The sequence below is a fragment of the Streptosporangium sp. NPDC002524 genome, from assembly GCF_040295985.1.
In the GTDB taxonomy this organism is placed as follows: Bacteria; Actinomycetota; Actinomycetes; order Streptosporangiales; family Streptosporangiaceae; genus Streptosporangium.
Genome location: NZ_JBEOWK010000017.1, coordinates 211275 through 237574, shown reverse-complemented (window position 1 = coordinate 237574; position 26300 = coordinate 211275). Strand labels below are relative to the sequence as shown.

The following is a 26300-nucleotide window of genomic DNA, read 5'->3' as shown; positions in this document are numbered from 1 at the left end:
TTCTCCAGGAGGCTGAGGCGGCTGGACCAGCCCCGGCCTGCTCTTCCAGCGGAGGCGGCTGGATCAGGCCCGGCCTGTTCCCTGGGGAGGGGGACGGCTGGATCAGTCCGGCCTGTTCCCCGGGCTAGGGAGGCGGCTAGACCAGTGCCTCCGCCCGGCGACGTCCCCGGTAGCCGCTGTGGACCAGGACGTCACCCGGCTCGGCGGGTGACGCGGCGGATCCGGCCGGGAGCGCGGGATCGCCCTGCCCCGTCCGGGCCGTCGTCGAGATCGGGACGGCCGTTCTCGGCTTGGCGAACGGGCGGGCGGACGTGGCGGAACGAGGGGACGCGGCGGAACGAGTCGGCGCGGTGGGACGGGTGGGACGGACAGGACGTGCCGGGGTGGCCGGAAAGGCCGGGACGGTGGTGGTCGCGGAGTCGGCCTGGCGGTGGCGGCGACCGCGCGGCGGGGCGTTCCGCACCCAGGTCGACGACTCCACCACGGCCTGCTCGCGCAGGCGACGCCTGCCCTGGTAGGGGGCGCGGGGACGGTCGTCGCGACGGTCCGGCACGCGGGACTCCTCGACGTGGGCGACGGAGGTAGTGACCGAGGGGAATCCGGTACTTGCGGGAACGAGCTCCTGGGGAGTCATGGACCGCCGGGGCTGAACGGGCACGTCCCCGAGGTCGCGGAAGCCGGAGCCGGGGGTGACGGCGAACATGTTTGTGACCTCGGGGGTGCGGGGGGCGTTTCCGAGGTCGGGGGAGGCAGAGGTGTTTCCGGGGAGACCGGCCGAGGCGGGGACGTACGAGTGGTCGTGGGTGGTGATGTTCCCGGGGCCGTGAGGCAGGGCTGAACCCTCCATGAGACGGGAGACCGGCGTGCTGCCGGGGCCGTGGATCAGGGTGGAGGTCTCCGCGAGGTCGCGGGAGACGGGCGTGTTCCCGAGGGTGTCGGCCGGGGTGGAGGCGTGCGAGAGGTCGCGGATGGGTGGGTTTTCGGGGGCGCTGGCCGGGGCCGGGGAGTACGAGAGAGCGCGGGCGGGGGCGTTCCTGGGCATGCGACGGCGGCCCGGGGCGCGGCGGCGGCCCGGGGTCCTGCGCGACGGGAAAGCGAGAGAGGGGGCCGGGGAGCCCGAGGTGAGTGCGGGGGAGGAGGACAGCGGGGTGCGCCCCGAGGCGAGTGCGGGGGAGGGGGACAGGGGGGTGCGCCCCGAAGTGAGTGCGGGGGAGGGCGAGGGGGTGGTGTGCCCCGAGGCGGGTGCGGGGGAGGGGGACGGGGTGGTGTGTCCCGAGGTGCGGGAGGGGGCCGGAGTGTGTCCCGAGGTGCGGGAGGGAGCCGGGGTGCGGCCCGAGGTGCGGGAGGGAGCCGGGGTGCGGCCCGAGGTGCGGGAGGGAGTCGAGGCGCGGCCCGGGGTGGGGGCGAGGAGCCGTACCTTCGACTGCCTGGCCTTGCCGTGCGCGAGGATCGCGACCGCGGCGAGCAGCACCGGCGCGAGGACGGCGGGGCTGTCGAGGCCCGGGACGGGCGTGGCGAGGTCGCGGACGGTGGCGGTGGGCGTGATGGCGAGCGCGCTGGTGTCGGCGGTGGAGGCCTTGGCGTGCTTACCCGGCTTGTCCGCTCTAGCCTGCTTGTCTGTTTTGTCGGTCTTCACCGGCTTACCCGACGAGCTGCCCGACGAGGTGCGGCCGGTGGAGGCCGACGCCTGGGGCCCGGCGGGCGCGCCCGCGGTCGCCCGGTCGCTCCGCGGGGCGTTCGCGGCGGGGTTCTGCCCGGACGCGGTACCGCTGTCGTTCCCCGAAACGGTCTTGCCGGTTCCGTCGCTGCTCGTCGTTCCGGCGGCGTGCTTGGGAGCGGGTTTGGCCTTGCCGGGACTCGTGGACGTCCGGGTCTCCCGCGCGGGTGCGGGGGAGGGGAGCAGGGCGAACAGGTCGGGTCCGGGGCCGATCACCACCGCGTTGTCCCCGGCCGCGGCGGGCTTGACGACCGTCTGCTTCTCGGTGGCCTCCCGGTCCAGCCGGGCTTTGATCTTCTCCGGGTAGCCGTAGCCGACGACCTTGCCGGTGTCGCGCTCCTTGCGCTTGGCGATCCCGCCGTCGATGTTGCCCTCGATCGTGTGGATCCTGCCCCCCTCGACCCCGGTGACGATCCCGACGTGGTCGATGTGGTCGATCCTGTTCGAGCCGCTCCAGTCGAAGAAGACGACGGCCCCCGGCTTGGGGACGGTGCCCCAGGCGTCCTGCTGCCGGAACCACTGGGCGTGGTGGACGGTGTAGGCGAACTGGCCGACCCACTCCTGGTAGCCGAGCTTCTCCGCCGCCCACGACAGGTACATGTCACACCAGGGGGCGGCGGTGTAGTCGGCGTCGAACTCGACGTTCTTGCCGTACCAGTCACCGAACTTGGTGTAGCCGCCACTCTTCTCGGAGTATCCGAGCTGACTTTCCAGCAGCTCGATGAACTTGTGCATCTCAGGTGTCATTGAGGGTTTCCGAGGACCCCCGGCGGCCGTGCGGGCATGGTCGCTCCGCCTCGCGACCTGGCCACCGGGAGACGGGGTTGAGCGACGGCGCGTTCACGCGAGCCCACCGGGGGTGTGGAGGGACGCGTGCGGCGGCACCACTGGCCAGTTGTCTTCCGTGACGAGGGAGGTTACCCGGCCCCAAGGACAGGTCACGACAGACTAAAGGGCACGCCAAGTCGCTCGATGTCATATTTGCGGACAAAAGCCGAGGTCGGGGAGGTATACGGATGATCTCCGATGGTAAAACGCCCGGGAAAAAGATCTACCGGATCGCCGCGACCGGGGCCGGGAGCGCCGTATCCACGCCGTTCGATCTTGCCGATCGTTCTTTGCGTCGGCGCCCGGTTTCTTTACCTTCTGGCGAAATGGGTAGACATATGGGTATTTATCCCGCTATGCGCGTATGGCTGCCGGGAGATGCTGGTCACACCAGGAAAGGCTCAACAGCAACCAGCGAAGGTTAAAAGGTACGAGCCATGTGTCAGCACCAGCCGCGCTGCCCACTCGCAAGCGCACCCGATCACGAAGCCGCGGCTCTCGTGGCCTTCCACCCCGAGCAGGGGTGGGGCCTGCTCTGCAACGGTGTGGTCGTCTTCGACGACACCGGAGCACTCCTGCCCGACGGCCGCAGCACTCCCGTCCACGGCATGCCTCTGCACCGCGTCTCCCTGGGGCAGGCGGCATGATCCCGCCGCGTGTGCCCGCCGGATCGGGACCGGACACGCCCCGCGGCCGGACGGCCCCGCGGCGGTCGGCCTCCGGTGGCGGACGCGCGTGCGCACCACACCTGATCGAGGTAACCGCCGACCACGTAGGTGAACGCTCATGAACGCTCTTCTCGGAGCGCCGTACGGCCAGGAGACCTCGTGCTCCTTCGCGCCCGAGTCGGCATCCGTGCCCCAGGCACGCCACCTGACCCGCGCCTGCCTGGCGGACTGGGGACTGCACGAGCACAGTACGGTCGCCGAACTGCTCGTCAGCGAGCTGGTCACCAACGCGCTGCGCCACTCGCGCGGAACCATCAGGTTCGCCCTCTCCTTCCAGGACGGCCTGCTGCGCTGCGAGGTCGAGGACGCGGACCCGGACTCCCTCCTGCCCCGCGCGTGCCGGGCACGCGACGACGAGGAGCGCGGACGAGGACTGCACCTGCTGGAGCTCCTGTCCTGCTGCTGGGGCAGTGCCCGTACCACCGACGGCAAGGCCGTCTGGTTCGAGCTCACCACCGCGAACGCCGCCGAGGCCTGACCGCGAGGCCGATCGACGCGCCGCCTCCGCGACGGGCCGCCCACCGGGCCGGCCGCACCCGCCGAGAGCCGACCGCGCGAGATCGACCGCCCGCTCCGCCCGGAAAGCAGCCCGGAAAGCCGCCCAAAAAAGCCGCACGGAAACCGCTCAGAAAGCCGCACGGAAAACCCGCCCGGGTTCCTCCGAGGGCCGGGCACACAGACCATCTCCGGAGGCCGGAACCGAGTTCCCCGACCCGGTTCCAGCCGGACGCCGGAGCCGACGGGATCATCGCACTCGTCGGCTCCGGCGTCCTCCTCTGTTCGCGGTCTCCCGTACGTCGTCTCCGTCGGTCTCCATCGGGCGTCATGCGTCAGACGTACGGTCTCCGTTCGCGTTCCGGATGCGCTCGCCGGTCCAGACGGCGATCTGGGCCCGCGAGTGGAAGCCGAGCTTGGTCATGATGTGCTCGACGTGGCCTTCGGCGGTGCGCTGGGCGATCGTCAGCGAGGCCGCGATCTCCTTGTTGCTCAGTCCCCGGGCGATGAGCTTGGCGATCTCCGTCTCCCTGCGGGTGAGCGGTGACGGCTCCTCGGCCTCGCCGGAGGACTCGCCGGAGGGCGTCTCCTCTCCGAGGGCGAAGGCGAAGGCCTCGTCGCACCGCAGCTTCGCGCCCTGCCTGACCATGGTGTCGAAGGCCTGCTTTCCGAGAGCCTCGCGCGTGCGCTCCTCGCACTCGTCGTGGTAGCGCATCAGGTGCCCGAAACCGGACAGCGGGGCCCCGATCGCCTGCCAGACCGTCTCCAGCACCCCCAGCAGCCTGGCCGCCCGCTGGTGGTCGCCCTCCGCCGAGGCGATCCAGGCCAACACCTCCAGGTTGACGCCGAGGCCCAGAAGATCGTCGAGTGAGCGGTTGAACCTCAGGCTCTCCCTCTCCAGCTCCGCGGCGCGCGGGGCGTCACCCTGGCACCAGACCCCGACGCCGAGCGCCATCATCGCGTACGCCCGGTGCCAGCCCTCCTCGTGGGCGTCGCACAGCGCGATGCACTCCTCCCCGGCGGCGACGGAACTCGGCCAGTCGCCCCGGAAGGAGTGCGCGAGACAGAGCCGGACGAGCGCCAGCGCCTGGCCCGCCGGGTCGTCGTCGGCGCGGTGGCGCGCCACCGCCTCCTCGTACAGGCCGATCGCGAGGTCGACGTCCCCCCGGAACATGGCGATCATCCCCGAGTAGAGCGCGACGTAGGCGAGGACCGGCTCGTGCCCGGGACGCCCGCCCAGTTCCCTGGCCTCCTCCAGCATCGACGCGGCGGAGACGACGTCGGCCTGGATGACGGCGAGCCAGCTGTCGGACCACAGCGCGCGGCCCCGGATCTCGTCGGAGCCGCCGTCGCAGCGGAGGCTCAGGTCCAGCCAGCGGCGCCCCTCCCTGAGGTAGTGGCTCGTGATCCAGTGGTAGAGCAGGTCGGTGGCCATGCCCAGGGCGGTGGAGGTCTCCCCGGACTCGCCGAAGCAGTACTCCAGCGCGGTGCGCAGGTTGGCGTGGTCGAGCTTCAGCCTGCCCAGCCAGGACACCTGGCGCGGGCCGAACCGTTCCGCGTACGCCTCCGCCGCCAGCCGCCGGTAGTGGTCGCGGTGCAGCCGCTGCAGGGTGCCTTCCTGCCCCGAGGCCACGAGCCTCTCCCTGCCGTACTGCCTGATCGTCTCCAGCAGCCGGTAGCGGGTCGCGGTGGACGCCGCGGGGGGATTCTCCCGGATCAGGATCGACTTGCCCACCAGCCCGATCACCAGGTCGACGACCTCCTCGCGGTCGATCCCGTCCCCCGAGCAGACCGCCTCGGCCGCGTCGAGGTCCAGGCCGTCGGCGAACACCGAGACGCGTGCCCACAGCAGCTTCTCCTTCTCGGTGCACAGGGCGTGGCTCCAGTCGATCAGCGCGCGCAGCGTCTGCTGGCGGGGCAGCGTCGCGGGCGAACCGCCGGTGAGCAGCCGGAACCGGTTGTCCAGCCGGGCCAGCAGCTCCTCGGGGGAGAGGGCGCGCAGCCGCACGACGGCCAGCTCGATCGCGAGCGGGATGCCGTCCAGCCGCCGGCAGATCCGCTCCACCGCGGACCGGTTGGCCTCGGTGAGCGTGAAGTCCGGCAGGACGGCGGTGGCCCGCTCGACGAAGAGGCGTACCGCCTCCGGCTGCGCCGACGGCTCCGCGAACGGCCTGCCGCCGTCGGGGCCGTCGGGGCCGCCGGGGCCCGGCGGCGGTGGCAGCGGCAGGGTGGGCACGACCAGCGTCTGCTCGCCCGAGATGCCCAGCGCCTGCCGGCTGGTGGCGAGGATCCGCAGGGAGGGGGCCGAGCGGACGAGGGTTCCCGCCAGTACGGCGCAGGCCCGCAGGAGGTGCTCGCAGTTGTCGAGGATCAGCAGGGCCCGCTTCTCCCGCAGGTGATCGATGAGCACCTCCACGGGAGGCCGGTGGGAGACGTCCCTGATCTCCAGGGCCTCGTTCACCGATCCGGCGAGCAGCTCCGGGTTCTCCAGCCCGGCGAGCTCGACGAACCACACCCCGTCGGGGAAGGCCCGCTGGACGTCGGCGGCGACGTGCAGGGCCAGCCGGGTCTTGCCGACCCCGCCGGGTCCGGTGAGGGTGACCACGCGCGCTCCGGACAGCAGGCGCTTGACCTCGGCCATCTCGTGCCGACGCCCCACGAAACTGGTCACCTCGGGGGGCAGGTCCGTCGCCTGCCACCGCCTCGGGGTGGCCGACGCCACCTCATCCATCAGCAACCATCAGTATCCATCAGCAACCATCAGCACTCACCGGCATCCATCAGCGCCTCATGCCGGTTTCGTCAGTGGATAGCCGTATGTCCGGATCCAACCGGCACAGTCCACACTATGTGCCGACCGTTTTCCCGTGCGTATCCGTGGCCCGGGGGCGGTGACCTGGGCGGACGCCGGGGGTCGCGGGCCGGTGGCCCGCGGTTCCCCGGGCCGGGGGTCCGGTGGTCGGCGGGCTCGGCCCTGCCTGGTCCGGCTCGGCCCTGTTCTGGGTTGTTCTGACCTGTTCTGCTCTGCTTGGCCTGGTCCGGCTTTGCCAGACTTTGCCCTGCCTTACGGTCCTGGGCTGGTCCGGCCCTGCTCTGCTCGGGCCGGTCGGGGCCTGCCCTGCTTGGCTCAGCCTCGCCCTGCTCGCCCGGGTTCGGCCTGGTCAGCTCGGCCCGGCCGGGGCCGGTCGTTGGTCACTCACGTTGGTGCGGGGCCGATCACTTCACAGGAGGCCGTCCAGGAGGCCGCCCAGGTCGAGGCCCAGCTCGATGTCCAGCAGGGCAGGGTCGTTCCCCGACGGACTCTCCGAGTCCCGGGGTTCCCGTGGACCCGGGTCCGTGCTCGTGTCCGGCCCTGCCTCCGGGGTTGTTTCCTGTCCTGTCTCCGGTCCTGCCTCCGGACCCGGACCTGGATCCGGGTCCGGGTCGGTGCCTGGGGCGGGGGCGCAGATGGGCAGGTCGATCCGGGCCGTCCGGGAGGGCGTGTCGCCCTCGGGCACGGTGGTGATCGTCACCAGCCGGGTGACGTACCCCCCGCAGCGGGGCGGGTCGGCGAAGTCCCCGGTCACCTCCCGCTCGTACTCGGTGTCGCCGGACAGCTCAAGCTCCCGCGTGCCGGTCGCCACCTCGCGCGTGTCCCCGATCCGCTGCGCGAACCCGAGCCGCACGGTCACCGCCGAGGTGTTCGGGGTCCTCACCCGGAAGCCGACCGTGGTGCCGTCGAAGGAGGTGATCGAGACCTCGGGTGGCGCGCACACCTCGCCGCGCACCTTCTCCGTACGGCTGACCGTCCCGCCCGAGGAACGGGGCGAGGTGGAGACCGTGACCCGGCGATAGAGGGTCTGCCCGCAGGCCGGGACGGCGAAGGTGTGCGGGACGGTGTGGGAGTAGGTCCTCAGCCCGCCGAGCACGGAGGTGTACGGGGCCGCCCGGACGAGCCGGTCGCGGTCGGGTCCCTCGGCGAAGGTGATGGTCACCGCGACGTTGCCCTCGGTGGAGGCGCGGAAGCCGACCGTGGTCCCGTGCGCGTCGATCCCCACGACCTTCAGGCCGCTGACCGCGTGCGCGGACCCCGACGCGCCCGTCCCCGTGGGTTCCGGTATCGGCGGCCGGGTGGCCGTACGGGTGGGCGACGGGACCGGCGGACGCGAACCGGTGGGAGAGGGAGGCAGGGGGGACAGGGAGGGGAAGGGCGGTGAGGGGGCCGGCGTCCGGCTGGGGATCGGGGAGGGGGGCGAGGTGACCTGGCCGGGGTTCGTGCCGTTCGAGGGGGACCCGGGCTTCCTGGCGGCGGCGCCCCCCGAGGGGCGGGGCGGCCCGGCGGAGGGCTCGGGAGGCGCGGACACCTGGCTCCGCCGCCGCTGCCCGGGGGTCTCCTCGACCATCGCGGAGCTGGGCGGCGGGGTGAAGATCGTGTCGGCGGAGAGCCGGTCCTGCGGCCGGTTGGCCGCGATCACCCCGGCGGTCATCGCGACGGTGATCACCCCCAGCCCGGCCAGGGTCCTGGGGCCCAGCCGGGGGCGGCGCACCCGGCCCACCCGGCCGAGCATCGTCTGGGCGACCGAGGAGGCGGCCTTCGGCGCGGGCTTGGCCAGCGGGAACGCCAGTGCCAGCAGCGTGGCGAGCTCGGCCAGGTGCCGCCGCCCGCGCTGCTCCCACTCCGGCCCGTACGCCGCCAGCGCCGCCGTCTCCAGCTCCTCCAGGAACGCCCGCGCGCTCCGCGGCCGGTCCGCCGGGTTCTTGGCCATGCCCCGCGTGACCAGGCCGCGTACCGAGCTGGGCACCTCCTCCACCGGGATCGCCTCGTGCCGGTGGCGGTGCATCAGCACGAGGCGGTGGTCGGCCAGGTAGGGCCTGCGCCCGGTGAGGCACTCGAAGAACACGCACGTGGCCGCGTAGACGTCGGTCGCCGCGCTCGCCGGAGCCCCCTCCCACTGCTCGGGGGCCATGTACGCCGGGGTGCCCGCGGTCGTCCCGGTCTCCCCGACGTGGGCGGCGATGCCGAAGTCGGCCAGCTTGCTGCCGCCGTCGGCCTGGATCAGCACGTTCTCCGGCTTGTAGTCGCGGTGCACGACACCGGCGGCGTGCGCGAAGGCCAGGCCGAGCAGCGAGCCCTTGAGCACGGCGAGCGCCGCCTCCGGGCTCGTGCTGCCGTGCTCGGACAGGATCCGCCTGAGCGCGACCCCGTCGACCAGCTCCATCACGATCGCGGCTTCGAGCACGTCCTCGTAGTACTCGTAGAGCTGGACCACGTTCGGGTCCTGCAGCTCCACCATGACGCGCGCCTCCGCGCGGAAGCGCGCCAGGAAGCGGTGATCGTCCCTGAGGGCCGAGTTGAGGTATTTGATGGCCACGTAGGCGCCGGTGGGGGCGTACGTGGCAAGCACCACCCGCCCGCCTCCGCCGACGCCGAGTTCCCGAACCTCGTGGTATCCCGGAACCATCCCGTCCCCTTCCGAGTGCCCTCGACTTGTTCGACGGTCTCACCCATGCGGTTGGTTGTCACGATTGGTCAACTTTTGCGAAGGGTGATGGTGGAGTCATGCTCGGTATCCGATCGCGCCGGGCGTCAGCGGACCTCGACTGACCTCGACGGACCTCGACGGACCTCGCCGGGTCTCGCCGGGTCTCGGCTGACCTCAGCGGATCTCGCCGGACCTTGCTGGACCTCGGGGGGCCGAGGTCAGCCGGTCCGGCCGCTTTAGCGGCTCTGGCCGCTCTGGCCGCTCCGGGGGAGCGACTCGTAGACGGCCTCGGCCAGGCGGTAGGCGCGGAGGTTCCCCGAGGCGGCGCCCGCCATCCTGTTCATCGTGTACGCCAGACCCAGGCCGTGCTCGACGTCGCCGAGGCCCAGCGACCCGCCCATGCCGGTGTGGCCGAACGCGGTCTCCGCGCCCCTCGCCGGGGTGAGGAAGGTCATCGCCGGGCGCATGTAGCCCAGGCCGAAGGAGCTGTCGAGGTACAGCACCCTGTCCGGGCCGCTCACCCTCCTGCGCGTCGCGCCGCGCAGGGTCTCCGGGCGCAGGATCCGCCCGGCCACCAGGTCGCGGTAGAAGCCCGCCAGGCCCCGCGCGGTGGTGACGGCGCCCATCGCGGGCCAGCCCGCGCGCAGCACGACCGGGTGGTTGGCGCCGCCCCGCAGTTTGTGGATCGGCGGGTTGCCCAGCGCCCGGTTCATCAGGCTGTCCTTGTCGAGGGCCGCCCTGGCCATCTCGTAGACCGGGTCTCCCGGCCCCTGTCCCGGCAGCTCGGCCACCGGCGCGGGTTCCGCGAGCGGGCCGGTGGACGGGCCGGTGGACGGGGCGGTGGAAGGTGCGGCGGGGGGCGCGGGGCGGTCCCCGGCGGACAGCCGGGCCGCCCGCGCCGCCACGTCGTCCGGGGCGCCGACCCAGAGCTCCAGGCCGAGGGGGCCGGAGACCTCGGCGGCCACGATCTCGCTCACCGACTTGCCCGACACCCTGCGGATCACCTCGCCGACCAGGAACCCGTACGTCAGCGCGTGGTAGCCGTGCGCGGTGCCCGGCTCCCAGATCGGCTCCTGCCCGGCCAGCCGGTCCGCGATGGCGGCCTGGTCCTCGAACTCCTCGACCGGGACCGGCTCCTCGATCGCGGGCAGCCCCACCTGGTGGGTGAGGAGGTGCTCGACGGTGACGCGCTCCTTGCCGCGCCGCGCGAACTCCGGCCAGACGTCCGCGACCGGGGCGGTGACGTCGAGCAGGCCGCGCTCGGCCAGCAGCTGCGCGGCCGTCGCGGTCACCGCCTTGGTGCACGAGTACGCCAGCACGGGGGTGTCGCGCTCCCAGGCCCGCCCGCTGCGGCGGTCGGCGACCCCGCCCCACAGCTCCACGACCGGCTCGCCGTCCAGGAAGACCGCGAACGACGCGCCCAGCTCCTCGCCGCCGGCGAAGTGCGCGTCGAACACCTCCCGTACCCGCGAGAACCTCGGGTCGCAGTGCCCGTACGTGTCCGCCCGGCCCTTGGTCCCGCCGTCTGCCGCCATCGCCCGTCCTCGTGTCTTAAAGTGAGCACTTGCTTGGTGGCCGAGCCTAACAACCGGAGCCGTCCAGGCCCAGGAGAGCGGGGTCCTCTCCTCGGCGTGCTCGCGGTGCCGGAGGGCGTGGCGACGCGCGGCACGACCTGGGAAACTCTCCTCACGCGCGACGCGGGCGGACCGTTCCCCGTGCGGGGGAGCGCGGCAGAAAAGCCAGGTCCGGCAGTGACTAGAGTAGTTGTACTAACATCTGAAATTACTTCCCCGGGGAGAAGCATGAGCCGTCCGCAGCGGGGGACCCTTCGTGACGTGCGCAAGGGCAACCGGTCCGTGGTCCTGTGGACGCTGTACTTCGCCGGAGAGCTGAGCAGGCACGATCTGGCCCAGCTGACGGGGCTCAGCGCCGCCACGGTCAGCAACGTGATCGGCGACCTCATCACGGACGGCATCGTCGTGGAGACCGGCTCCGTCGACTCCGACGGCGGACGGCCGCGGATCATGCTCAAGGTCGATCCCTCGTACGGATACGTGGTCGGGGTGGGCGTCGGCGAGACGCGCGTCCGGGTGGAGCTGTACGACCTGGCGCTGGAGGAGCGGGCGAGGAAGGAGTTCGCCCTCGACCCCAGCCATCACGAGCCCGCCGTGGTGGCCCGGCACATCCTCGACGGCCTGGAGGCGGTCCTGTCCGACGCCGGGGCCAAGGAGTCCGAGGTGCTCGGCATGGGCCTCGGCGTCCCCGGCGTCGCCGAGCAGGGCTCCGACCTGCTCATCCACGCCCGCGCGTTCGGCTGGGACGGCGTACCCCTGGGCGCGCTCATCCGCGAGGGCACCTCGCTCCCGGTCTTCGCCGACAACGGCGTCAAGACGACGGGCCAGGCCGAGCTCTGGTTCGGCGCGGGCAAGGGCGCCCAGCACCTGGTCATGACCTTCATCGGCACGGGCGCCGGGGCGAGCATCATCAACAGTGGCGTCACCTACCGGGGAACGGCGAGCGGCGCGGGCGAGTGGGGCCACACGAAGATCGTCCTCGACGGGCGCCCCTGCCGCTGCGGCGGCCAGGGCTGCCTGGAGGCCTACATCGGCGCCGAGGCGATCCTGGCCGGCGCGGGGAGGGACCTGGGGGGCGACGACGAGGAGAGCGTCTTCGCCGAACTCCTCGCCGACCCGCTCGCGCGGCCCGCGCTCGACGAGGCCGTCCGCTGCCTGGGGGCCGGGCTGGCCAACCTGATCAACCTCTTCAACCCCGAGCGCGTCATCCTCGGCGGCTGGGCCGGGTCCCTCCTCGGGCGCAGGTTCCTTCCCGAGATCCGCGCCGCCGCCGCCCGGTACGCCCTGCCGCTGCCCTTCTCGCAGGCGTCGATCGAGCTGGGCAGGCTCGGCGCCGAGGCGGTCGCGCTGGGCGCGGCCACCCTGGTCGTCGAGGACTTCCTGCTGCGCAGCCACGCGGTGCGCCCCGCGGGCCGCGTCGCGCCCCCGACCCCGGCACCGGCCGGGCACGCCCCCGCCTGACCCCGCGCCCGGCCGGGATTCCGGCCCGCTCGCCCGGCCTCGGGGCCGGGGCCCCGCGCCCGCCTGACCTCGGGACGAGGTGCCGTGACCGCCTTCACAGGCGTCCCCCGGGACTGTTGACGCCGCCTCTGTCCAGCACTTATTTTGCATTCTGTACTAAGAGTAATAATTGATGTAGGGGATGGCTGTGGGCAGGTTGTACATCGACGGGACATTCCAGGACGCCGCCTCGGGGGGCACCGCCCCCGTGCACGAGAAGGCGACCGGCGCGCGGATCGGCACGTACGCGCTGGGGGGTCCCGCCGACGTCGACCGGGCCGTCGCCGCGGCCCGTGCCGCGCAGCCCGCCTGGGCCGCCCTCTCGGCACCCGAGCGGGCCGGATACCTGCGGGGCATCGCCGAGCACCTCCAGAGCCGCTACGAAGAGCTGGTCGAGCTGAGCGTCCGCGAGACGGGCGGGGTGCGGGCCAAGGCCGAGGACGAGGTGGGCACGAGCATCCGCCAGCTCCTCATCTCCTCCGTCCAGGCGACCGAGAACGCCGGGGACATCCTGCCGCCGTACAAGGCGGGCAAGCTCTCGCTGTCGCGCGCGGTGCCGCTGGGCGTCATCGGCGTCATCACGCCGTGGAACTACCCGATGAACCTCGCCATGCGGATGGTCGCGCCCGGCCTGGCGTTCGGCAACACCATCGTGCTCAAGCCCGCCGAGCTGACCCCGCTGGTCGGCGGCCACGTGCTGGCCGAGGCCGCCGAGGCCGCCGGGCTGCCCGCCGGGGTGTTCAACGTGGTCACCGGGGACGGTCCCGAGGCCGGCTGGGCGCTCGCCGACCACCGGGGGCTGGACCTGCTGGACTTCACCGGCTCCCGCGAGGTCGGCCTCGCCATCGCGGCCTCCGCCGCCACCGACCTGCGCTCGATCCGCCTGGAGCTGGGCGGCGACAACGCCTTCATCGTCCTGGAGGACGCCGACGTCGAGCTGGCCGCCTCCCACGCCATGATCGCCTCGCTGGAGTTCCAGGGGCAGACGTGCATCAGCTCCAGCCGGCACATCGTCGTCCGCGAGGTCGCCGACCGCTACCTGGATGCCGTGACCAGGCGGGTCGAGGCGCTGCGCCTGGGCGACCCGATGTCGCCGGACACCGACCTGGGCCCGCTGATCAGCGAGGGCCAGCGGACCCGGCTGCACGAGCGGATCGTCGCGCCCTCGATCGCGAAGGGCGCCCGGCTGGTCACCGGCGGCACCTACGACGGGCTGTTCTACCGCCCCACCGTGCTGGCCGACGTGACCCCGGACATGCCCGCGTTCACCGAGGAGATCTTCGGGCCGGTCATCCCCGTGACGGTGGTCGACTCCGAGGACGAGGCCGTCGAGCTGGCCAACCGGCACCCGATGATGATGGACTCGGTGTTCACCGCCGACCTGATGCGCGGCATGGACGTGGCCGAGCGGCTGCGGGCGGGCGAGGTCCACGTCAACGACGCGCACGCCCGTCACGGGGCGGAGAACCAGATGCCGGGCTTCACCAGGCGCCAGTGGATCGGGGTCCAGCGCACCCCGCTCACCCTGCCCGAGTGGGCGAGCGACCCGGCCGGCCGCCGATGAGGAGGGCACTGGTCGTCCGCGGCGGCTGGGAGGGGCACGTCCCCGTCGAGGCGACCGAGCTGTTCGTCCCCGAGCTGGCCGCCGCGGGCTTCGAGGTGACCGTCGCCGACGACCTGGAGGTCTACGCCGACGGGCCGCTGCTGGCCGGGACCGACCTGATCGTGCAGTGCTGGACGGGCGGCGTCCTGACGCCTGAGCAGGAGTCGGGGCTGGTGTCCGCGGTCCGCGCGGGCACCGGCTTCGCGGGCTGGCACGGCGGCCTGGTCGCGACCTTCGACGGCAGCCACGACTATCTGCGGATGGTCGGCGGGCTCTTCCTGCACCACCCCGAGGACTTCCTCACCTACGACGTCGTCATCGACCCCGCGCACGCGGACCACCCGATCGTCGCCGGGCTGGACGACTTCACCGTCGAGACCGAGCAGTACTGGATGCTCACCGACGCCCACAACGAGGTCCTCGCCACCACCCGGTTCGTCTCCCCGGAGACCCCGATGCCCGTCGTCTGGACCCGCCGGTGGGGGAGGGGGAAGGTCTTCTTCTCCGCCGTCGGCCACCGGATGGAGGACCTGCGGCACCCCACCGTGTACGAGCTCACCCGGCGGGGCCTGATCTGGGCCGGCCGGTGACCGCCGGTCAGCCGTCGGTGGTGCTGGCGATGTACCCGGGGCTGCCCGCCCGCCTGTTCCCCTCCGAGGTCGGCGACCGCCTCCGCGCGGCGGCCGAGGCCGACCTGGCGGCGCCGCTCACCGATTTCGGGACCGACGAGGCGCGGGCGCGCCTGGAGCGGGCGGAGGTCCTGGTCACCGGCTGGGGCTGCCCGCTCATCGACGAGCCCGTGCTGCGGTGCGCGCCGCGCCTGAGGGCCGTCGTGCACGCGGCGGGGAGCGTCAAGGGCCACGTCGGCCCGGCCGTGTTCGCCCGGGGGATCGCGGTGAGCTCGGCCGCCTCGGCGAACGCCCTGCCGGTCGCCGAGTACACCGTGGCGATGATCCTGCTCACCGGCAAGTCCGTCCTCGCGCTCGCCCGCGAGTACCGGGCCAGGAAGGTGGACCTGCGCCTGTACCAGGGGCGTGACGGCCACCGCGACTACGGCGACTACGGCAACTACGGCAGGACCGTCGGCCTGCTCGGGGCCTCCAGGATCGGCAGGAGGGTCGCGGAGCTGCTCGCCCCCTTCGACCTGGACGTGCTGATCGCCGATCCGTACCTGGACGCCCGGGGCGCGGGGGCGCTCGGTGCCCGCCTGGTCGGGGTCGACGAGCTGTTCGCCGCCTCCGACATCGTCTCCCTGCACGCCCCGGCCACCGACGACACGCGGGGGATGGTCACCGCGGCCCGCCTGGCCGCGATGCGCGACGGCGCGACGCTCATCAACACCGCCAGGGGCTCCCTGGTGGACCAGGGGGCGCTCGTCGCCGAGCTGGCCACCGGCAGGCTGTCGGCGGTGCTCGACGTGACCGAGCCCGAGGTCGTCCCCGCCGACTCGGTGCTGTGGGACCTGCCCAACGTCATCCTCACCCCGCACGTCGCCGGGGCGCTGGGCAACGAGCTGGCCAGGCTGGGGGCGTGCGCGGTGGACGAGGTGCTCCTGGCGCTGGCGGGCCGGCCGCTGCGCCACCCGGTGGACCCGGAACTGCTGGCGATCACCGCGTGACGCCCGGAGGGGACGGCCCTCCGGGGCCGCCCCCCGGCGAAGGCCGCCGTGCCCGGCCGTACGACGCGGCGAACGGCGCCGGACCGCGACGGGGCCACGAGGAACCGCGACGAGCGGCGACCCGCGACGAGCGGCGACGGACCGCGACGGGCCGCGGCGAACGGCAACGGGCGGCGACCCGCGACGAGCGACAACGAGCGACAACGAATGGCCACGAGCGGCGACGGGCCGCGACGGACATCGTCCGGTCTTATGACGCGACGAACACGGATGCTCCCCCGCCCCGGGAAGGAGGAGCATCCGTGTCAGGTGGTGTCCGGGACTCCCGGGTCAGATCCCGTTCCTGCCGATGACCCCGCTGTACCACAGGGCGCTGTCCTTGGGGATGCGCGTCTGGGTGTCGTAGTCGACGTGGACGAGCCCGAACCGCTTGTCGTAGCCGTACGCCCACTCGAAGTTGTCCATCAGCGACCAGGCCAGATAGCCGCGCAGGTCGACTCCCTCCTGGATCGCCTGATGGGCGGCGAGCAGGTGGGTGCGCAGGTATTCGACGCGCTCGGAGTCGGCCACCCTGCCGTCCTCGGCGGAGTCGTGGTAGGCGGCGCCGTTCTCGGTGATCATCAGCGGGGTGGACGGGTAGTCCCGCGCCAGCCGCACGAGGAGCCTGCGCAGGCCGTCCGCCTCGACGGGCCAGCCCATGGCGGTCACCGGCAGGTCGGGTTCGGGGTGCTCGACGCCCTCGGTGCCGGGGAAGCGGTCGGAGGAGGGGGTGCCGACCTTCGCCGCGACGTAGGTCGGCGCGTAGTAGTTGACCCCCAGGAAGTCGATCGGGGCGCCGATGAGCTCCTCGTCGCCGTCGAGGATGTGGCCCAGGCCGGTGAAGCGGGCCGTGTGCTCCAGCATGTCGGCCGGGTAGCGCCCGTACACGATCGGGTCGAGGAAGATCCGGTTGTGCAGGCCGTCGACGAGCCTGGCCGCCGCGACGTCGTGCCGGTCCTGCGGGTCGCGGGGGGAGACCGGGGTGAGGTTGACCGTGACCGAGACCTCCCTGGCGCCCGCCGCACGCAGGGCGCGGGCCGCCAGGCCGTGGCCGAGCAGCAGGTGGTGCGCCGCGAGGAAGGCCGAGTCCGGCTCGGCGCGGCCGGGAGCCTGGTCGACGGTGCCGTACCCGAGGAAGGCCGAGCACCACGGCTCGTTGAGGGTGGTCCAGGTCCTGACCCGGTCCCCGAGCCGGTCGTACACCGCCTCCGCGTACCCGGCGAAGTGGTGGGCGGTGTCCCGCACGGTCCACCCGCCCGCGTCCTCCAGGGTCTGCGGCAGGTCCCAGTGGTACAGCGTGGCCATGGGGTCGATCCCGGCGGCCAGCAGGGTGTCCACCAGCCGGTCGTAGAAGTCGAGGCCGCGGGGGTTCACCGGCCCGGTGCCGTCGGGCTTGATGCGGGGCCAGGAGATGGAGAAGCGGTAGGTGTTGACGCCGAGCTCCCTCATGAGGGCGACGTCCTCGGCGTAGCGGTGGTAGTGGTCGCAGGCGACGTCGCCGCTCTGCCCGAGGTGCACCCGGCCGGGCGTCCTGGAGAAGGTGTCCCAGATGGAGGGGGTACGGCCGTCCTCCGCGGTGGCGCCCTCGATCTGGTAGGCGGCGGTGGCGACCCCCCAGCGGAAAGCGGGCGGGAACAGGGCCAGGCCGGTGCCGGTCCGGTCGTCGGTCTGGGTCATCCCTTGATCGCTCCTTGCGTGGTTACGCGGATGTGTCGCCTGACGGGCAGCGCCGGGACGACGGTCGGTGGCGGGGGCGCCGGGGCGGTCCCCAGCCGGTGCCCTCTGCGCGTCGAGTCACCCTCCCGCGCTTTGTGAGCGCTCACGGGGAGTGGTGACCACTCAACTTCGAGGCTTAATTCATATTGAAATTTAAGAGGCAAAGCTCCGTCTGCGTCAAGGTGGTGTTATCGAGTCGTTTCACAGGTCACGGAGAGCGACGATCCGTGTCGATGAGACGTCCGAACCCCTGGTCGGCATCGTCTACCTGGGGCGGAAACGGGCGCGCGGGTCCGATAGCTTTCCGTGGGTGACTGTCCTTCTGCCCGGTGTGGCGCTCACCGACCACGTGTTCACCGTCCCCCTCGACCACGCCGACCCAGGTGGCGAGACGATCGAGGTCTTCGCCCGCGAGGCGGTGGACCCGGCGCGGCGGGGCGAGGACCTGCCGTGGCTGCTCTTCCTGCAGGGCGGTCCCGGCGGCAAGTCACCGCGCCCGGCCGCCGCCGACGGGTGGCTGGGGCACGCGCTGAAGACCCACCGGGTCCTCCTGCTCGACCAGCGGGGGACCGGCCGCAGCACCCCCATCACCGCGAAGACCGCGCGCGGCACGGACGCCGAGCTCGCCGCCCGCCTCGGGCATTTCAGGGCCGACTCGATCGTGGCCGACGCCGAGCTGATCAGGCGCGAGCTCTGCGGCGACCGGCCGTGGGAGACCCTCGGCCAGAGCTACGGCGGCTTCATCACGCTGACCTACCTCTCCCGGGCCCCCGAGGGCCTGGCGGCCTGCTACGTGACCGGCGGCCTGTCCGGGCTCGAAGCCACCGCCGACGACGTCTACTCCCGCACCTACCCGCGCGTCCGCGACAAGGTGGACCGCTACTTCGCCCGCTACCCGCACGACTCGGGCCGCCTGGACGCGATCGCCGCCCACCTGCGCAGCCACGAGGTCCTCCTCCCCGACGGCGACGTGCTGACCGTACGCCGCCTGCAGACCCTCGGCATGTGCCTGGGCATGAGCGACGGCGCCGAGTACCTGCACTGGGTGCTGGAGGAGGCCTGGACCGGCGACAGGCTCTCCGACCTGTTCCTGTACGAGGTCATGATGGCCACCGGCTTCGTCGGCAACCCGCTCTACGCGGTCCTGCACGAGTCGATCTACGCCCAGGGCGCCGCCACCGGCTGGGCCGCGCACCGGCTGCTGCCCGGGGAGTTCCGCGAGGACGCGGCGACGACGCTGCCCACCGGGGAGATGATCTACCCGTGGATGTTCGACGAGATCGCCGCGCTCCGTCCCTTCAAGGGCGCCGCAGAGATCCTCGCCGAGACCGACGGCTGGCCCGCCCTCTACGATCCCGCCCGGCTCGCCGCCAACCGGGTCCCGGTGGTCGCCGCCGTCTACTACGACGACATGTACGTCGACGAGGGCCTGTCCATGGGCACCGCGCGGGCGGTGGGCAACGTGCGGACCTGGGTGACCAACGAGTGGCAGCACGACGGCGTCCGCGTCTCCGGGGGCGGCGTCCTGGCCCGCCTGATGGACATCGCCAAGGGCGTCCACGGCTCCTGAAAGTCCACGGCTCCCGGACGTGCACGGCTCCGAACGTGCGCGGTACTCAGACGTCCAAGGCTCCCGGACGCCGTAAAGCCTCCCGCTCCGAAAGGCGGGAGGCTCCACGACCTCCGGTCTCAGGCGGGAGCGGCCGTCTCGGTGAGGGGGAGGCGCACCTCGAAGCGGGTGTTCCCTGGCTCCGACTCCACGCGCAGGTCGCCCCCGTGGCGTCCGGCGACGATCCGGAAGGAGATGTCGAGGCCGAGCCCCGTGCCCTCGCCGACCGACTTCGTGGTGAAGAACGGCTCGAAGATCCGCTCGCGCAGGGCCTCGGGGACGCCGGGGCCGGTGTCGCAGATCTCGATCAGCGCGATCGTGTCGTGTTCGAGCCGGGTGCGGACGGTCAGTACGCCGGTGCCGGCCATCGCGTCCAGCGCGTTGTGGATCAGGTTGGTCCACACCTGGTTGAGCTCCCCGGCGTAGGCGGGGATGGGCGGCAGCTCGGGGTCGTAGTCGGTGGCGATGGTGATCCCCGGCGGGATCTTGCCGCGGAACATGGTGAGCGTGCTGTCCAGCAGCTCCCGCACGTCCACCGTCTGGTACGGCGCCCGGTCCATCTGGGAGTACTGCTTGGCGGAGGCGATCAGGGAGGAGATCCGCTCGGTCGCGTCGGTCACCTCGTTCAGCATCTGGGTGATCTCGATGGCCTCCGACAGCCAGTGCATCGCCCCGTCCAGGTAGCGCTCGCCGAGCGCCTCGCGGACCTTGTCCATCTTGGTGACCTTGAACCCGGCCGCCACCAGCGGCGGGGCGATCTCCCAGGCGTCCGCCACCCCCGCCTCCTCCAGGGCGTCGGCCAGCTCGTCCTCGGCGTCGGAGATCTGCAGCGGGGAGCGGGACGGCGCCTCGGCGATGCTGGCGGCGCACGCCTCCTGCAGGTCGATCAGGGCGCGCAGCCGCTCGGGATCGATGCCGTCCTCGGCCAGCGCGGCCAGCCGCCTGCGCGAGGTCTTCGTCTTCTCCCGAAGCTCGTCCACGGCCCGTACGGCCGCCGCGGCCGGGTTGTTGAGCTCGTGGGTGAGCCCGGCGGTGATCGTGCCGAGCGCGGTGAGCCGCTGCCGCCGGTCGACGAGCTCCCGCTGGGCCATCCCGCCGATCCGGGCGCCGTCGAGCAGGTGCACCGCCATCGGGAACCACTCGGCCATGATCATGCCGTACTTCCTGGCCGGGAGCATGAACATGCGCGTCGGCTTGGTGGCGCGCAGCGTGTGGCTGTAGGTGGCCGGGGCGCGGTCGCCCAGGTAGGCCAGGACCGCGCCGCCGTAGGCGCCGGGCTGCGAGGTCGGGGTCATCGTGACCGGCCCGGCGGTGGTCTCGGTGACCATCACCACCTCGCCGTCGACGAGCACGGCGAAGCAGTCGGCCGGGTCACCCTGCTTGACGATCGGCGCGCCCGCGTCGTACTCCTCCTCGTCCCCGTACTTCGCGAGCCAGCGGAGCTTGTCGTCGTCGAGCTTCTCGAAGAGGAACAGCCCGCGGAGCACCTCGATGTCGATCATGTGACCTCCCTCGTGATCGCCGTGCGGGACCTCGTCCGGGGCGGTCACGTCTTCTCCAGATAGCGGTGCACGAGGGCCACGGCCATCGCGCCCTCGCCGACCGCCGATGCGACCCGCTTGATCGAGTCGGCCCGGACGTCGCCCGCGGCGAACACCCCCGGCACGTTCGTCTCCAGGTGGTACGGCTCCCGCCGGAGCGGCCAGTTGCGCGGCCTGTTCTCGTCGGCGGTCAGGTCGGGGCCGGTGAGGACGAAGCCTCTCTCGTCGCGCTCGATGGCCTCGCCGAGCCAGTCGGTGATCGGCTGGGCGCCGATGAAGACGAACAGCCACTCGGCCTCGACCGTGCGCTCGCCCTCGGGGCCCTTCAGCGTGATCCGCTCCATGTGGCCCTCGCCCTCGGCGCCGACCACCTCGGTCTCGGTGTGCACCTCGATGTTCGGGATCCGCGAGATCTGCTCGATCAGGTAGTGCGACATGGTCCGCTCCAGCCCGTCGCTCCTGACGATCAGGTGGACCTTGCTGGCGTACCCCGACAGGTAGACGGCGCTCTGGCCGGCCGAGTTGGCGGCGCCGACGATGTAGACGTCGCGGTTCGCGCACTCGGGCGCCTCGGTCAGGGCCGCGCCGTAGTAGCAGCCGGAGCCGATGAAGTCGTCGAGGCCGGGGGCGTTCAGCCGCCGGTAGGAGACGCCGGTGGCCAGGATGACGGTGTGCGCGGCGATCGTGCCGCCGTCGGCGAAGCCGACCACCCGGGCCCGGCCCTTGACCTCCAGGCTGGTGACCGTGCGGGCGGTGAGCAGCTCGGCGCCGAACTTCGCGGCCTGGCGCCGCGCCCGGTCGGCGAGCTGGGCGCCGGAGACGCCGTCGGGGAAGCCCAGGTAGTTCTCGATCCTGGAGCTCTGGCCCGCCTGCCCGCCCGAGGCGTGCTGCTCGACCATCACGGTGCGCAGCCCCTCGGAGGCGCCGTAGACCGCCGCGCCCAGCCCGCCGGGGCCGCCCCCGATCACGATCAGGTCGTAGAAGTCGGTCGCCGGGGCGGTGGACAGCCCCACGGCCTGGGCGAGTTCGGAGGGGTTCGGCGCGACGAGCTTCGTGCCGTCGCCGGTGACGACCAGCGGCAGCCTGGCCGGGCTGACGGCCGCCTTCTCGCCCGCCGCCTTCTCCTCGGCCGCCGCGAGCAGCTCGGCGCCCTCGGGGGAGTCGGCGAGCATCCAGCGGTAGGGCACCTGGTTGCGCGACAGGAAGTCCCTGACCTCGTACGACGGGGCCGACCAGCGCGCGCCCACCACCCGCAGCTCGTCGGACTCGCGCCGGTCCGTCCGCTGCCAGGCGTCGAGCTGGGCGTCCAGCACCGGGTAGAACTTCTCCTCCGGCGGGTCCCACGGCTTGAGCAGGTAGTGGTCGAGGTCGACCACGTTGATCGCCTGGATCGCGGCCTCGGTGTCGGCGTAGGCGGTCAGCAGCACGCGGCGCGCGTACGGGTACAGGTCCATGGCCTGCTCCAGGAACTCCACGCCGTTCATCTGGGGCATCCGGTAGTCGGCGAGGATCGCCGCCACGTCGTCGCCCCGCAGCCGCAGCTCGCGGACGCTGGCCATGCCGTCGGCCGCTGTGTCGGCCCGGACGACCCGGTAGGAGTGGCCGTAGCGCCGCCGCAGGTCGCGGGCGACGGAACGGGACACGCCGGGATCGTCGTCGACCGTCATGATGACCGGTTTTTCCATGTCCTGCCTTCCCCCGAGATGGAGACATCCGATATGGAGACAATCTCTACGAAGGATGTCACATCACTGTTAAACCAAACATCTGTCAGGCGTGGTCGTGGGGGCCGAGGGTCCCCGGGGACGGGGGAGAACCGTAGGGGCGGTGGCCGGGCGCCCCGGCGGCGCGCAGCAGGGCGGCCGGGCGGTCGCGGTCCGCGAGGAAACGCCTGAGGTCGGGGTCGGTGGCCCAGATCTCGCGCATCGCCTCGTGCCCGACCCGGTCGGCGACGATCTGCAGGGCGATGTCCTGCCTGACGTACTCGACCGCCATCGCGACGACGGCCGGGTCCTCGGTGTAGACACCCCACGCGGTGCCCCCGGCGAAGCCGCCGACCAGGGCCTCCCTGCGGTCGCCCGCGACGACCAGCAGCCGGTGGTCCGGGTTCTCCTTCAGGCCGCCCTGCTCGTCGAGGAAGGGGGGCGGGGAGGGGAAGCGGTGCTCGTACAGGTTGCCGACCTGCTCCCGCGCCGTCCCGAAGTGCATCACCGAGGTCTCGACCCCGCGCTCGACCGCCCGTCTGACCAGCGAGGAGAGCAGTCCCATCTCCTCGGGCCAGATCGACAGGAACAGGTCGCCCCGCGCCCCGGCCACCACGTCCTCGGCGCGGGCGAGCAGCGCCCCGGCGTCCTTGAGGTTGTGGATCAGGTGGGCCTTGGGCGGCGCCACGATCGCGGGCAGCGAGACCTCCAGCGACTCGATCGAGTCGGTGAACTCCCTGCGCATCCGCTCCAGCAGGGATCGCGGCGGCAGCGGCAGGTAGTCGGTGGCGTCGTCGGAGCCGCGCAGCTCGTAGGCCGCCCCCTTGGCCACCAGCTTGCCGAGCGTCTCGTAGACCGTGCTGCGCGGCACGCCTGAACGCTTGGCCACCTCGTAGCCGTTGAGGGGCTGTCCGGCACCGACCAGGGTGACATAAGCCTTGGCCTCGTAGCCCGACATGCCCAAGCGCTGTAATTGCTCCACTACGTCCCGCATCGCAGTTATGGTACGGCGCGAGGTACCCGTTTAGCGCTGTCCTAAAGCACCTGTTTTGTAGGATTTTCGTGACGTGAAGTCGTTCGGGCCCGTGGAACTGGGGGAACGGAACGAGGGAGCGCTCCCTGGGGGAACATTTTACTTTTGTTCTGGGCCGACGGATTCATCGTGCGTGCTCAGACGCCCGGTGACGAGTCCGCGCCGATCCCGGCCAGGTCCGGGCCTCACCCGGACCGGCGGGGGTCTCCGGCCGGGACGCGCCGGGCGGCCGGAGCCCGTCCCGTGCGGACGGCGCGCCCGGTAATTTCGGTCCGGGCCGCCGGGGATCGTCCGGGCCGTCAGGGGCGCCAGGGATCGTCAGGGGCGCCAGGAGTCGTCAGGGCTGTCAGGAGCGTCCGGGCCGTCCCGGCCGCGCTCCCGATCGCCGCTGCGCCGCCGGGCCGCTGCGTCGCTCTCTGAGCCTTGAGCCGGGGGTACGGGGTCGGGCCTGTGCTCGATCGCCGCTAGGTCGCTCTCAGGGCCCTGAGGGCGAACTCCGCGACCGTGTCGGCGTACTCGTGGGTGAGGGGGGCGGTGCGGAGCATCCAGCGGTGGTAGATCGGCCCGTAGAGCAGCTCGACGGCCACGTCCAGGTCCGCGTCCTCGGCCACCTGGCCCGCCCGCTGGGCGCTGCGCAGCCGGTCCCTGGTCGCCTCCAGGTGCGGTCCCATGATCCGCTCGGTGATCTCGGTGTTGATCCCGGGGTCGTTCAGCGCCTCGATGGTCATCGCCCGGCTCATCGTGTCGAGCCTGGGGTCGTTGTACTCGTCGACGATCGCCCGCAGCACGACGCGCAGGTCGGCCCCGAGGTCGCCGGTGTCGGGCAGCGCGAGGTGCCCCTTCTCGTCCCCGGTCACGGCGAGGACGGCGTCGACGAACACGGCGCCCTTGGAAGGCCACCAGCGGTAGATCGTCTGCTTGCCCACCCCCGCGCGGGCGGCGATCGCCTCCACCGTCAGCTTGGCGTATCCGGACTCGACGACCAGGTCGAAGGCGGCGCTCAGGATGGCCTGGCGCGACTGCTCGCTGCGACGGGCCGGGTTCGGTGTCTTCACGTGCCCGAATGTACCACTCGCGAGTCGCAACGTCTCGTCTTGCTCCGCGGAGCGGACGGGCGGGCGCGGAACGCCGAAGGCCGCGGACGCCCCCGGCAGGGCGTTCGCGGCCTTCGAGTCTGTCGGTCCGGATCAGACCTGGTCGGCCTTCTCCAGAGCGGAGCAGCAGGTGTTCACGATGAGGCGGGTGACGAGGTAGGGGTCGACGTTGGCGTTCGGACGCCGGTCCTCGATGTAGCCCTTCTTCTCCACCTCGACCTGCCACGGGATGCGCACCGAGGCGCCGCGGTCGGAGACGCCGTAGCTGAACTCGTTCCAGGGGGCGGTCTCGTGGAGGCCGGTGAGGCGGTCCTCGATCCCGGCGCCGTAGTACTTGACGTGCTCCAGGGCGTTCGCGGCGAGGGCCTCGCAGGCGGTGATGATCGGGTCGTACTTCTCGCGCATCGCCTTGGTGGAGAAGTTGGTGTGCGCGCCCGCGCCGTTCCAGTCGCCCTTCACCGGCTTGGCGTCCAGGGTGGCGCCGACGTTGAAGGACTCCGCGGTGCGGTAGAGCAGCCAGCGGGCGATCCACATGTGGTCGGAGACCTCGACGGGACCGGCCGGGCCGATCTGGAACTCCCACTGACCCGGCATGACCTCGGCGTTGATGCCGGAGATGGCCAGGCCCGCCTCGATGCAGTAGTCGAGGTGCTTCTCGACGATCTCGCGGCCGAAGACCTCGTCGGCGCCGACGCCGCAGTAGTAGCCGCCCTGCGGGGCCGGGAAGCCGCCGATCGGGAAGCCGAGCGGGCGGCCCTCCTTGAAGAAGGTGTACTCCTGCTCGATGCCGAACCACGACTCCTGGGCGGCGTACTTGTCGGCGACCTCGACGAGGGCGGCGCGGGTGTTGCTCTCGTGCGGGGTCATGTCGATGTTGAGCACCTCGCACAGCACCAGCACGTTGCTGCCGCCGCGGATCGGGTCCGGGCAGGTGAACACCGGCTTGAGCACCCGGTCCGAGGAGGAGCCGTCGGCCTGGTTCGTGCTGGACCCGTCGAAGCCCCAGATCGGGAGCTCCGCACCGTCCGCCATCACCTTGGTCTTGGAGCGAAGCTTGGCGGTCGGCTGGGTGCCGTCGATCCAGATGTATTCAGCCTTGAAGGTCATCGGCGGAGTCCTTGAGGATGGAGGGATCTGCTGCCCTCAAAGATTCGCAAGTCGCGATTTCGCAACTGTTGCCCGTGTGTGAACAGGGTGTTACCCAGCCCTATATGAGCAGGCAGTGGCCGTATTGAAATCCGCACACCCCCGTTTCGAGGCTGTGAGCTGCCATTTCGCGGGACGATTGGAACGATTGAGACATCCGTCACACAAGAAGCCGATTATTGCTCTGGGGGCTTTAATCCCATTTGTCCCATGTGGGTTATGGAGTGCCGAAGACGCGGGCCGAGACCGACTCGTGGGCGAGCCTCCGCATGATGTCGAGCACCCTGCCGTGCACGACGGTGCCGAGGACCATGGCCTCGACCGCGGCCTCGCGGGGGCCGTCGAGCGGGATGGTGCCGATCTCGTGCTCGGTCACCAGGCGCAGGGCGGCGTCGGCGTAGGGCCGCAGGGCCTCGCCGCCCGCGGGCAGGCCGAGCCGTCCGAGGGTGAGGACGGCCTGGGCCAGCTCGTCGCGGGCCGGGGCGGCGGGATCCACCCGCCAGCCGAGACCGGCGATCATGGCGTCGGCCTCGGCGCGGGCGCGGGCCCATTCGTCGCCGGACGCGTGCGGCTCGACCGCCGGGGCCATGGCGTACTGCGCGGTGCCGAGCACGTGGTGCAGGTCCAGGCTCTCGTCGTCGACGGCGGCCATCACCTTGCCGATGGCGGCGATGGACAACCGCCCGACCTCCAGCAGCGCCCGGATCAGCCGCAGCCTGCGCAGGTGGTTCTCGCCGTACCGCGCCCTGGTGGCCGAGGTCTGCTCCCCGGGGGGGAGCATGCCCTCGCGCAGGTAGTACTTGATCGTCGGGATGGGCACGCCCGATGCGGCGCTGAGCTCGGATATCCGCATCGTTGGATAGTACAGGTAGCCAATGCGTGGGCCGTCTCAGG

18 protein-coding genes are annotated in these 26300 nt (G+C 72.0%); 7 read left to right on the top strand and 11 right to left on the bottom strand.

The window, feature by feature from the left end:
- Nucleotides 1–136: 136 nt before the first annotated feature.
- A complete protein-coding gene (locus ABT053_RS28390) occupies nucleotides 137–2452 on the bottom strand; it encodes a CHAP domain-containing protein (RefSeq protein WP_350972901.1) in 2316 nt (771 codons plus the stop codon).
- A gap of 530 nt (nucleotides 2453–2982) precedes the next feature.
- Between ABT053_RS28390 and ABT053_RS28385 the strand changes: the two genes are divergently transcribed.
- Nucleotides 2983–3192, top strand: a complete 210-nt coding sequence (locus tag ABT053_RS28385) for a DUF5999 family protein (protein WP_350972900.1) — start codon at nucleotides 2983–2985, stop codon at nucleotides 3190–3192.
- A 139-nt stretch (nucleotides 3193–3331) separates the two neighbouring features.
- On the top strand, nucleotides 3332–3751 hold the full coding sequence (locus ABT053_RS28380; protein WP_350972898.1) for an ATP-binding protein: 420 nt from the start codon (nucleotides 3332–3334) through the stop codon (nucleotides 3749–3751).
- A 345-nt stretch (nucleotides 3752–4096) separates the two neighbouring features.
- Here ABT053_RS28380 and ABT053_RS28375 read toward each other — a convergent pair whose 3' ends face one another.
- The 3 genes from ABT053_RS28375 to ABT053_RS28365 all read right to left on the bottom strand — a co-directional run bounded on the left by ABT053_RS28375 (nucleotide 4097) and on the right by ABT053_RS28365 (nucleotide 10765).
- A complete protein-coding gene (locus tag ABT053_RS28375; RefSeq protein WP_350972897.1) occupies nucleotides 4097–6499 on the bottom strand; it encodes an ATP-binding protein in 2403 nt (800 codons plus the stop codon).
- A 490-nt stretch (nucleotides 6500–6989) separates the two neighbouring features.
- On the bottom strand, nucleotides 6990–9209 hold the full coding sequence (locus ABT053_RS28370; RefSeq protein ID WP_350972896.1) for a serine/threonine-protein kinase: 2220 nt from the start codon (nucleotides 9207–9209) through the stop codon (nucleotides 6990–6992).
- 257 nt (nucleotides 9210–9466) lie between these two features.
- Nucleotides 9467–10765, bottom strand: coding sequence for a serine hydrolase domain-containing protein (locus ABT053_RS28365; protein ID WP_350972893.1), 1299 nt, complete (start codon nucleotides 10763–10765; stop codon nucleotides 9467–9469).
- Nucleotides 10766–11032: 267 nt separating this feature from the next.
- Between ABT053_RS28365 and ABT053_RS28360 the strand changes: the two genes are divergently transcribed.
- The 4 genes from ABT053_RS28360 to ABT053_RS28345 all read left to right on the top strand — a co-directional run bounded on the left by ABT053_RS28360 (nucleotide 11033) and on the right by ABT053_RS28345 (nucleotide 15525).
- On the top strand, nucleotides 11033–12265 hold the full coding sequence (locus tag ABT053_RS28360; protein ID WP_350972891.1) for an ROK family transcriptional regulator: 1233 nt from the start codon (nucleotides 11033–11035) through the stop codon (nucleotides 12263–12265).
- A 187-nt stretch (nucleotides 12266–12452) separates the two neighbouring features.
- Nucleotides 12453–13868 carry an aldehyde dehydrogenase family protein gene (locus tag ABT053_RS28355; protein ID WP_350972890.1) on the top strand — a complete coding sequence of 472 codons (1416 nt, stop codon included), beginning with the start codon at nucleotides 12453–12455 and terminating at the stop codon, nucleotides 13866–13868.
- Complete coding sequence (locus ABT053_RS28350) at nucleotides 13838–14497, top strand: ThuA domain-containing protein (protein ID WP_350972888.1); 660 nt, start codon at nucleotides 13838–13840, stop codon at nucleotides 14495–14497. Before ABT053_RS28355 ends, ABT053_RS28350 begins: the two co-directional genes overlap by 31 nt.
- Nucleotides 14494–15525, top strand: coding sequence for a hydroxyacid dehydrogenase (locus tag ABT053_RS28345; protein ID WP_350972887.1), 1032 nt, complete (start codon nucleotides 14494–14496; stop codon nucleotides 15523–15525). The genes ABT053_RS28350 and ABT053_RS28345 overlap by 4 nt, the downstream gene beginning before the upstream one ends.
- 330 nt (nucleotides 15526–15855) lie before the next feature.
- Here the strand turns inward: ABT053_RS28345 and ABT053_RS28340 are convergent, their stop codons facing one another.
- Nucleotides 15856–17241 (bottom strand): GH1 family beta-glucosidase, encoded by a 1386-nt coding sequence (locus ABT053_RS28340; RefSeq protein WP_350972886.1) that lies wholly within the window; start codon nucleotides 17239–17241, stop codon nucleotides 15856–15858.
- Between the two features lie 349 nt (nucleotides 17242–17590).
- Here ABT053_RS28340 and ABT053_RS28335 point away from each other — a divergent pair, with 349 nt between their 5' ends.
- Complete coding sequence (locus tag ABT053_RS28335; protein ID WP_350972885.1) at nucleotides 17591–18850, top strand: alpha/beta fold hydrolase; 1260 nt, start codon at nucleotides 17591–17593, stop codon at nucleotides 18848–18850.
- A 119-nt stretch (nucleotides 18851–18969) separates the two neighbouring features.
- Here ABT053_RS28335 and ABT053_RS28330 read toward each other — a convergent pair whose 3' ends face one another.
- The 6 genes from ABT053_RS28330 to ABT053_RS28305 all read right to left on the bottom strand — a co-directional run bounded on the left by ABT053_RS28330 (nucleotide 18970) and on the right by ABT053_RS28305 (nucleotide 26259).
- On the bottom strand, nucleotides 18970–20391 hold the full coding sequence (locus ABT053_RS28330) for an ATP-binding protein (RefSeq protein ID WP_350972883.1): 1422 nt from the start codon (nucleotides 20389–20391) through the stop codon (nucleotides 18970–18972).
- A gap of 44 nt (nucleotides 20392–20435) precedes the next feature.
- Nucleotides 20436–22115, bottom strand: a complete 1680-nt coding sequence (locus ABT053_RS28325) for an NAD(P)/FAD-dependent oxidoreductase (protein ID WP_350972881.1) — start codon at nucleotides 22113–22115, stop codon at nucleotides 20436–20438.
- Between the two features lie 85 nt (nucleotides 22116–22200).
- Nucleotides 22201–23127: a TrmB family transcriptional regulator gene (locus ABT053_RS28320; protein ID WP_350972880.1), complete on the bottom strand. Its 927-nt coding sequence runs from the start codon at nucleotides 23125–23127 to the stop codon at nucleotides 22201–22203.
- 503 nt (nucleotides 23128–23630) lie between these two features.
- Nucleotides 23631–24221 (bottom strand): TetR/AcrR family transcriptional regulator, encoded by a 591-nt coding sequence (locus ABT053_RS28315; RefSeq protein WP_350972879.1) that lies wholly within the window; start codon nucleotides 24219–24221, stop codon nucleotides 23631–23633.
- Nucleotides 24222–24353: 132 nt separating this feature from the next.
- Nucleotides 24354–25367: a glutamine synthetase gene (gene glnII / locus ABT053_RS28310; protein ID WP_350972877.1), complete on the bottom strand. Its 1014-nt coding sequence runs from the start codon at nucleotides 25365–25367 to the stop codon at nucleotides 24354–24356.
- 256 nt (nucleotides 25368–25623) lie between these two features.
- Nucleotides 25624–26259, bottom strand: coding sequence for a MerR family transcriptional regulator (locus tag ABT053_RS28305; protein WP_350972876.1), 636 nt, complete (start codon nucleotides 26257–26259; stop codon nucleotides 25624–25626).
- Nucleotides 26260–26300 lie beyond the last annotated feature (41 nt).

Coding starts and splice junctions, on each gene's coding strand:
- ABT053_RS28390 (WP_350972901.1), bottom strand. CDS start 2,452: ATGCACAAGTTCATCGAGCTGCTGGAAAGTCAGCTCGGATACTCCGAG.
- ABT053_RS28385 (WP_350972900.1), top strand. CDS start 2,983: ATGTGTCAGCACCAGCCGCGCTGCCCACTCGCAAGCGCACCCGATCAC.
- ABT053_RS28380 (WP_350972898.1), top strand. CDS start 3,332: ATGAACGCTCTTCTCGGAGCGCCGTACGGCCAGGAGACCTCGTGCTCC.
- ABT053_RS28375 (WP_350972897.1), bottom strand. CDS start 6,499: ATGGATGAGGTGGCGTCGGCCACCCCGAGGCGGTGGCAGGCGACGGAC.
- ABT053_RS28370 (WP_350972896.1), bottom strand. CDS start 9,209: ATGGTTCCGGGATACCACGAGGTTCGGGAACTCGGCGTCGGCGGAGGC.
- ABT053_RS28365 (WP_350972893.1), bottom strand. CDS start 10,765: ATGGCGGCAGACGGCGGGACCAAGGGCCGGGCGGACACGTACGGGCAC.
- ABT053_RS28360 (WP_350972891.1), top strand. CDS start 11,033: ATGAGCCGTCCGCAGCGGGGGACCCTTCGTGACGTGCGCAAGGGCAAC.
- ABT053_RS28340 (WP_350972886.1), bottom strand. CDS start 17,241: ATGACCCAGACCGACGACCGGACCGGCACCGGCCTGGCCCTGTTCCCG.
- ABT053_RS28330 (WP_350972883.1), bottom strand. CDS start 20,391: ATGATCGACATCGAGGTGCTCCGCGGGCTGTTCCTCTTCGAGAAGCTC.
- ABT053_RS28325 (WP_350972881.1), bottom strand. CDS start 22,115: ATGGAAAAACCGGTCATCATGACGGTCGACGACGATCCCGGCGTGTCC.
- ABT053_RS28320 (WP_350972880.1), bottom strand. CDS start 23,127: ATGCGGGACGTAGTGGAGCAATTACAGCGCTTGGGCATGTCGGGCTAC.
- glnII (WP_350972877.1), bottom strand. CDS start 25,367: ATGACCTTCAAGGCTGAATACATCTGGATCGACGGCACCCAGCCGACC.
- ABT053_RS28305 (WP_350972876.1), bottom strand. CDS start 26,259: ATGCGGATATCCGAGCTCAGCGCCGCATCGGGCGTGCCCATCCCGACG.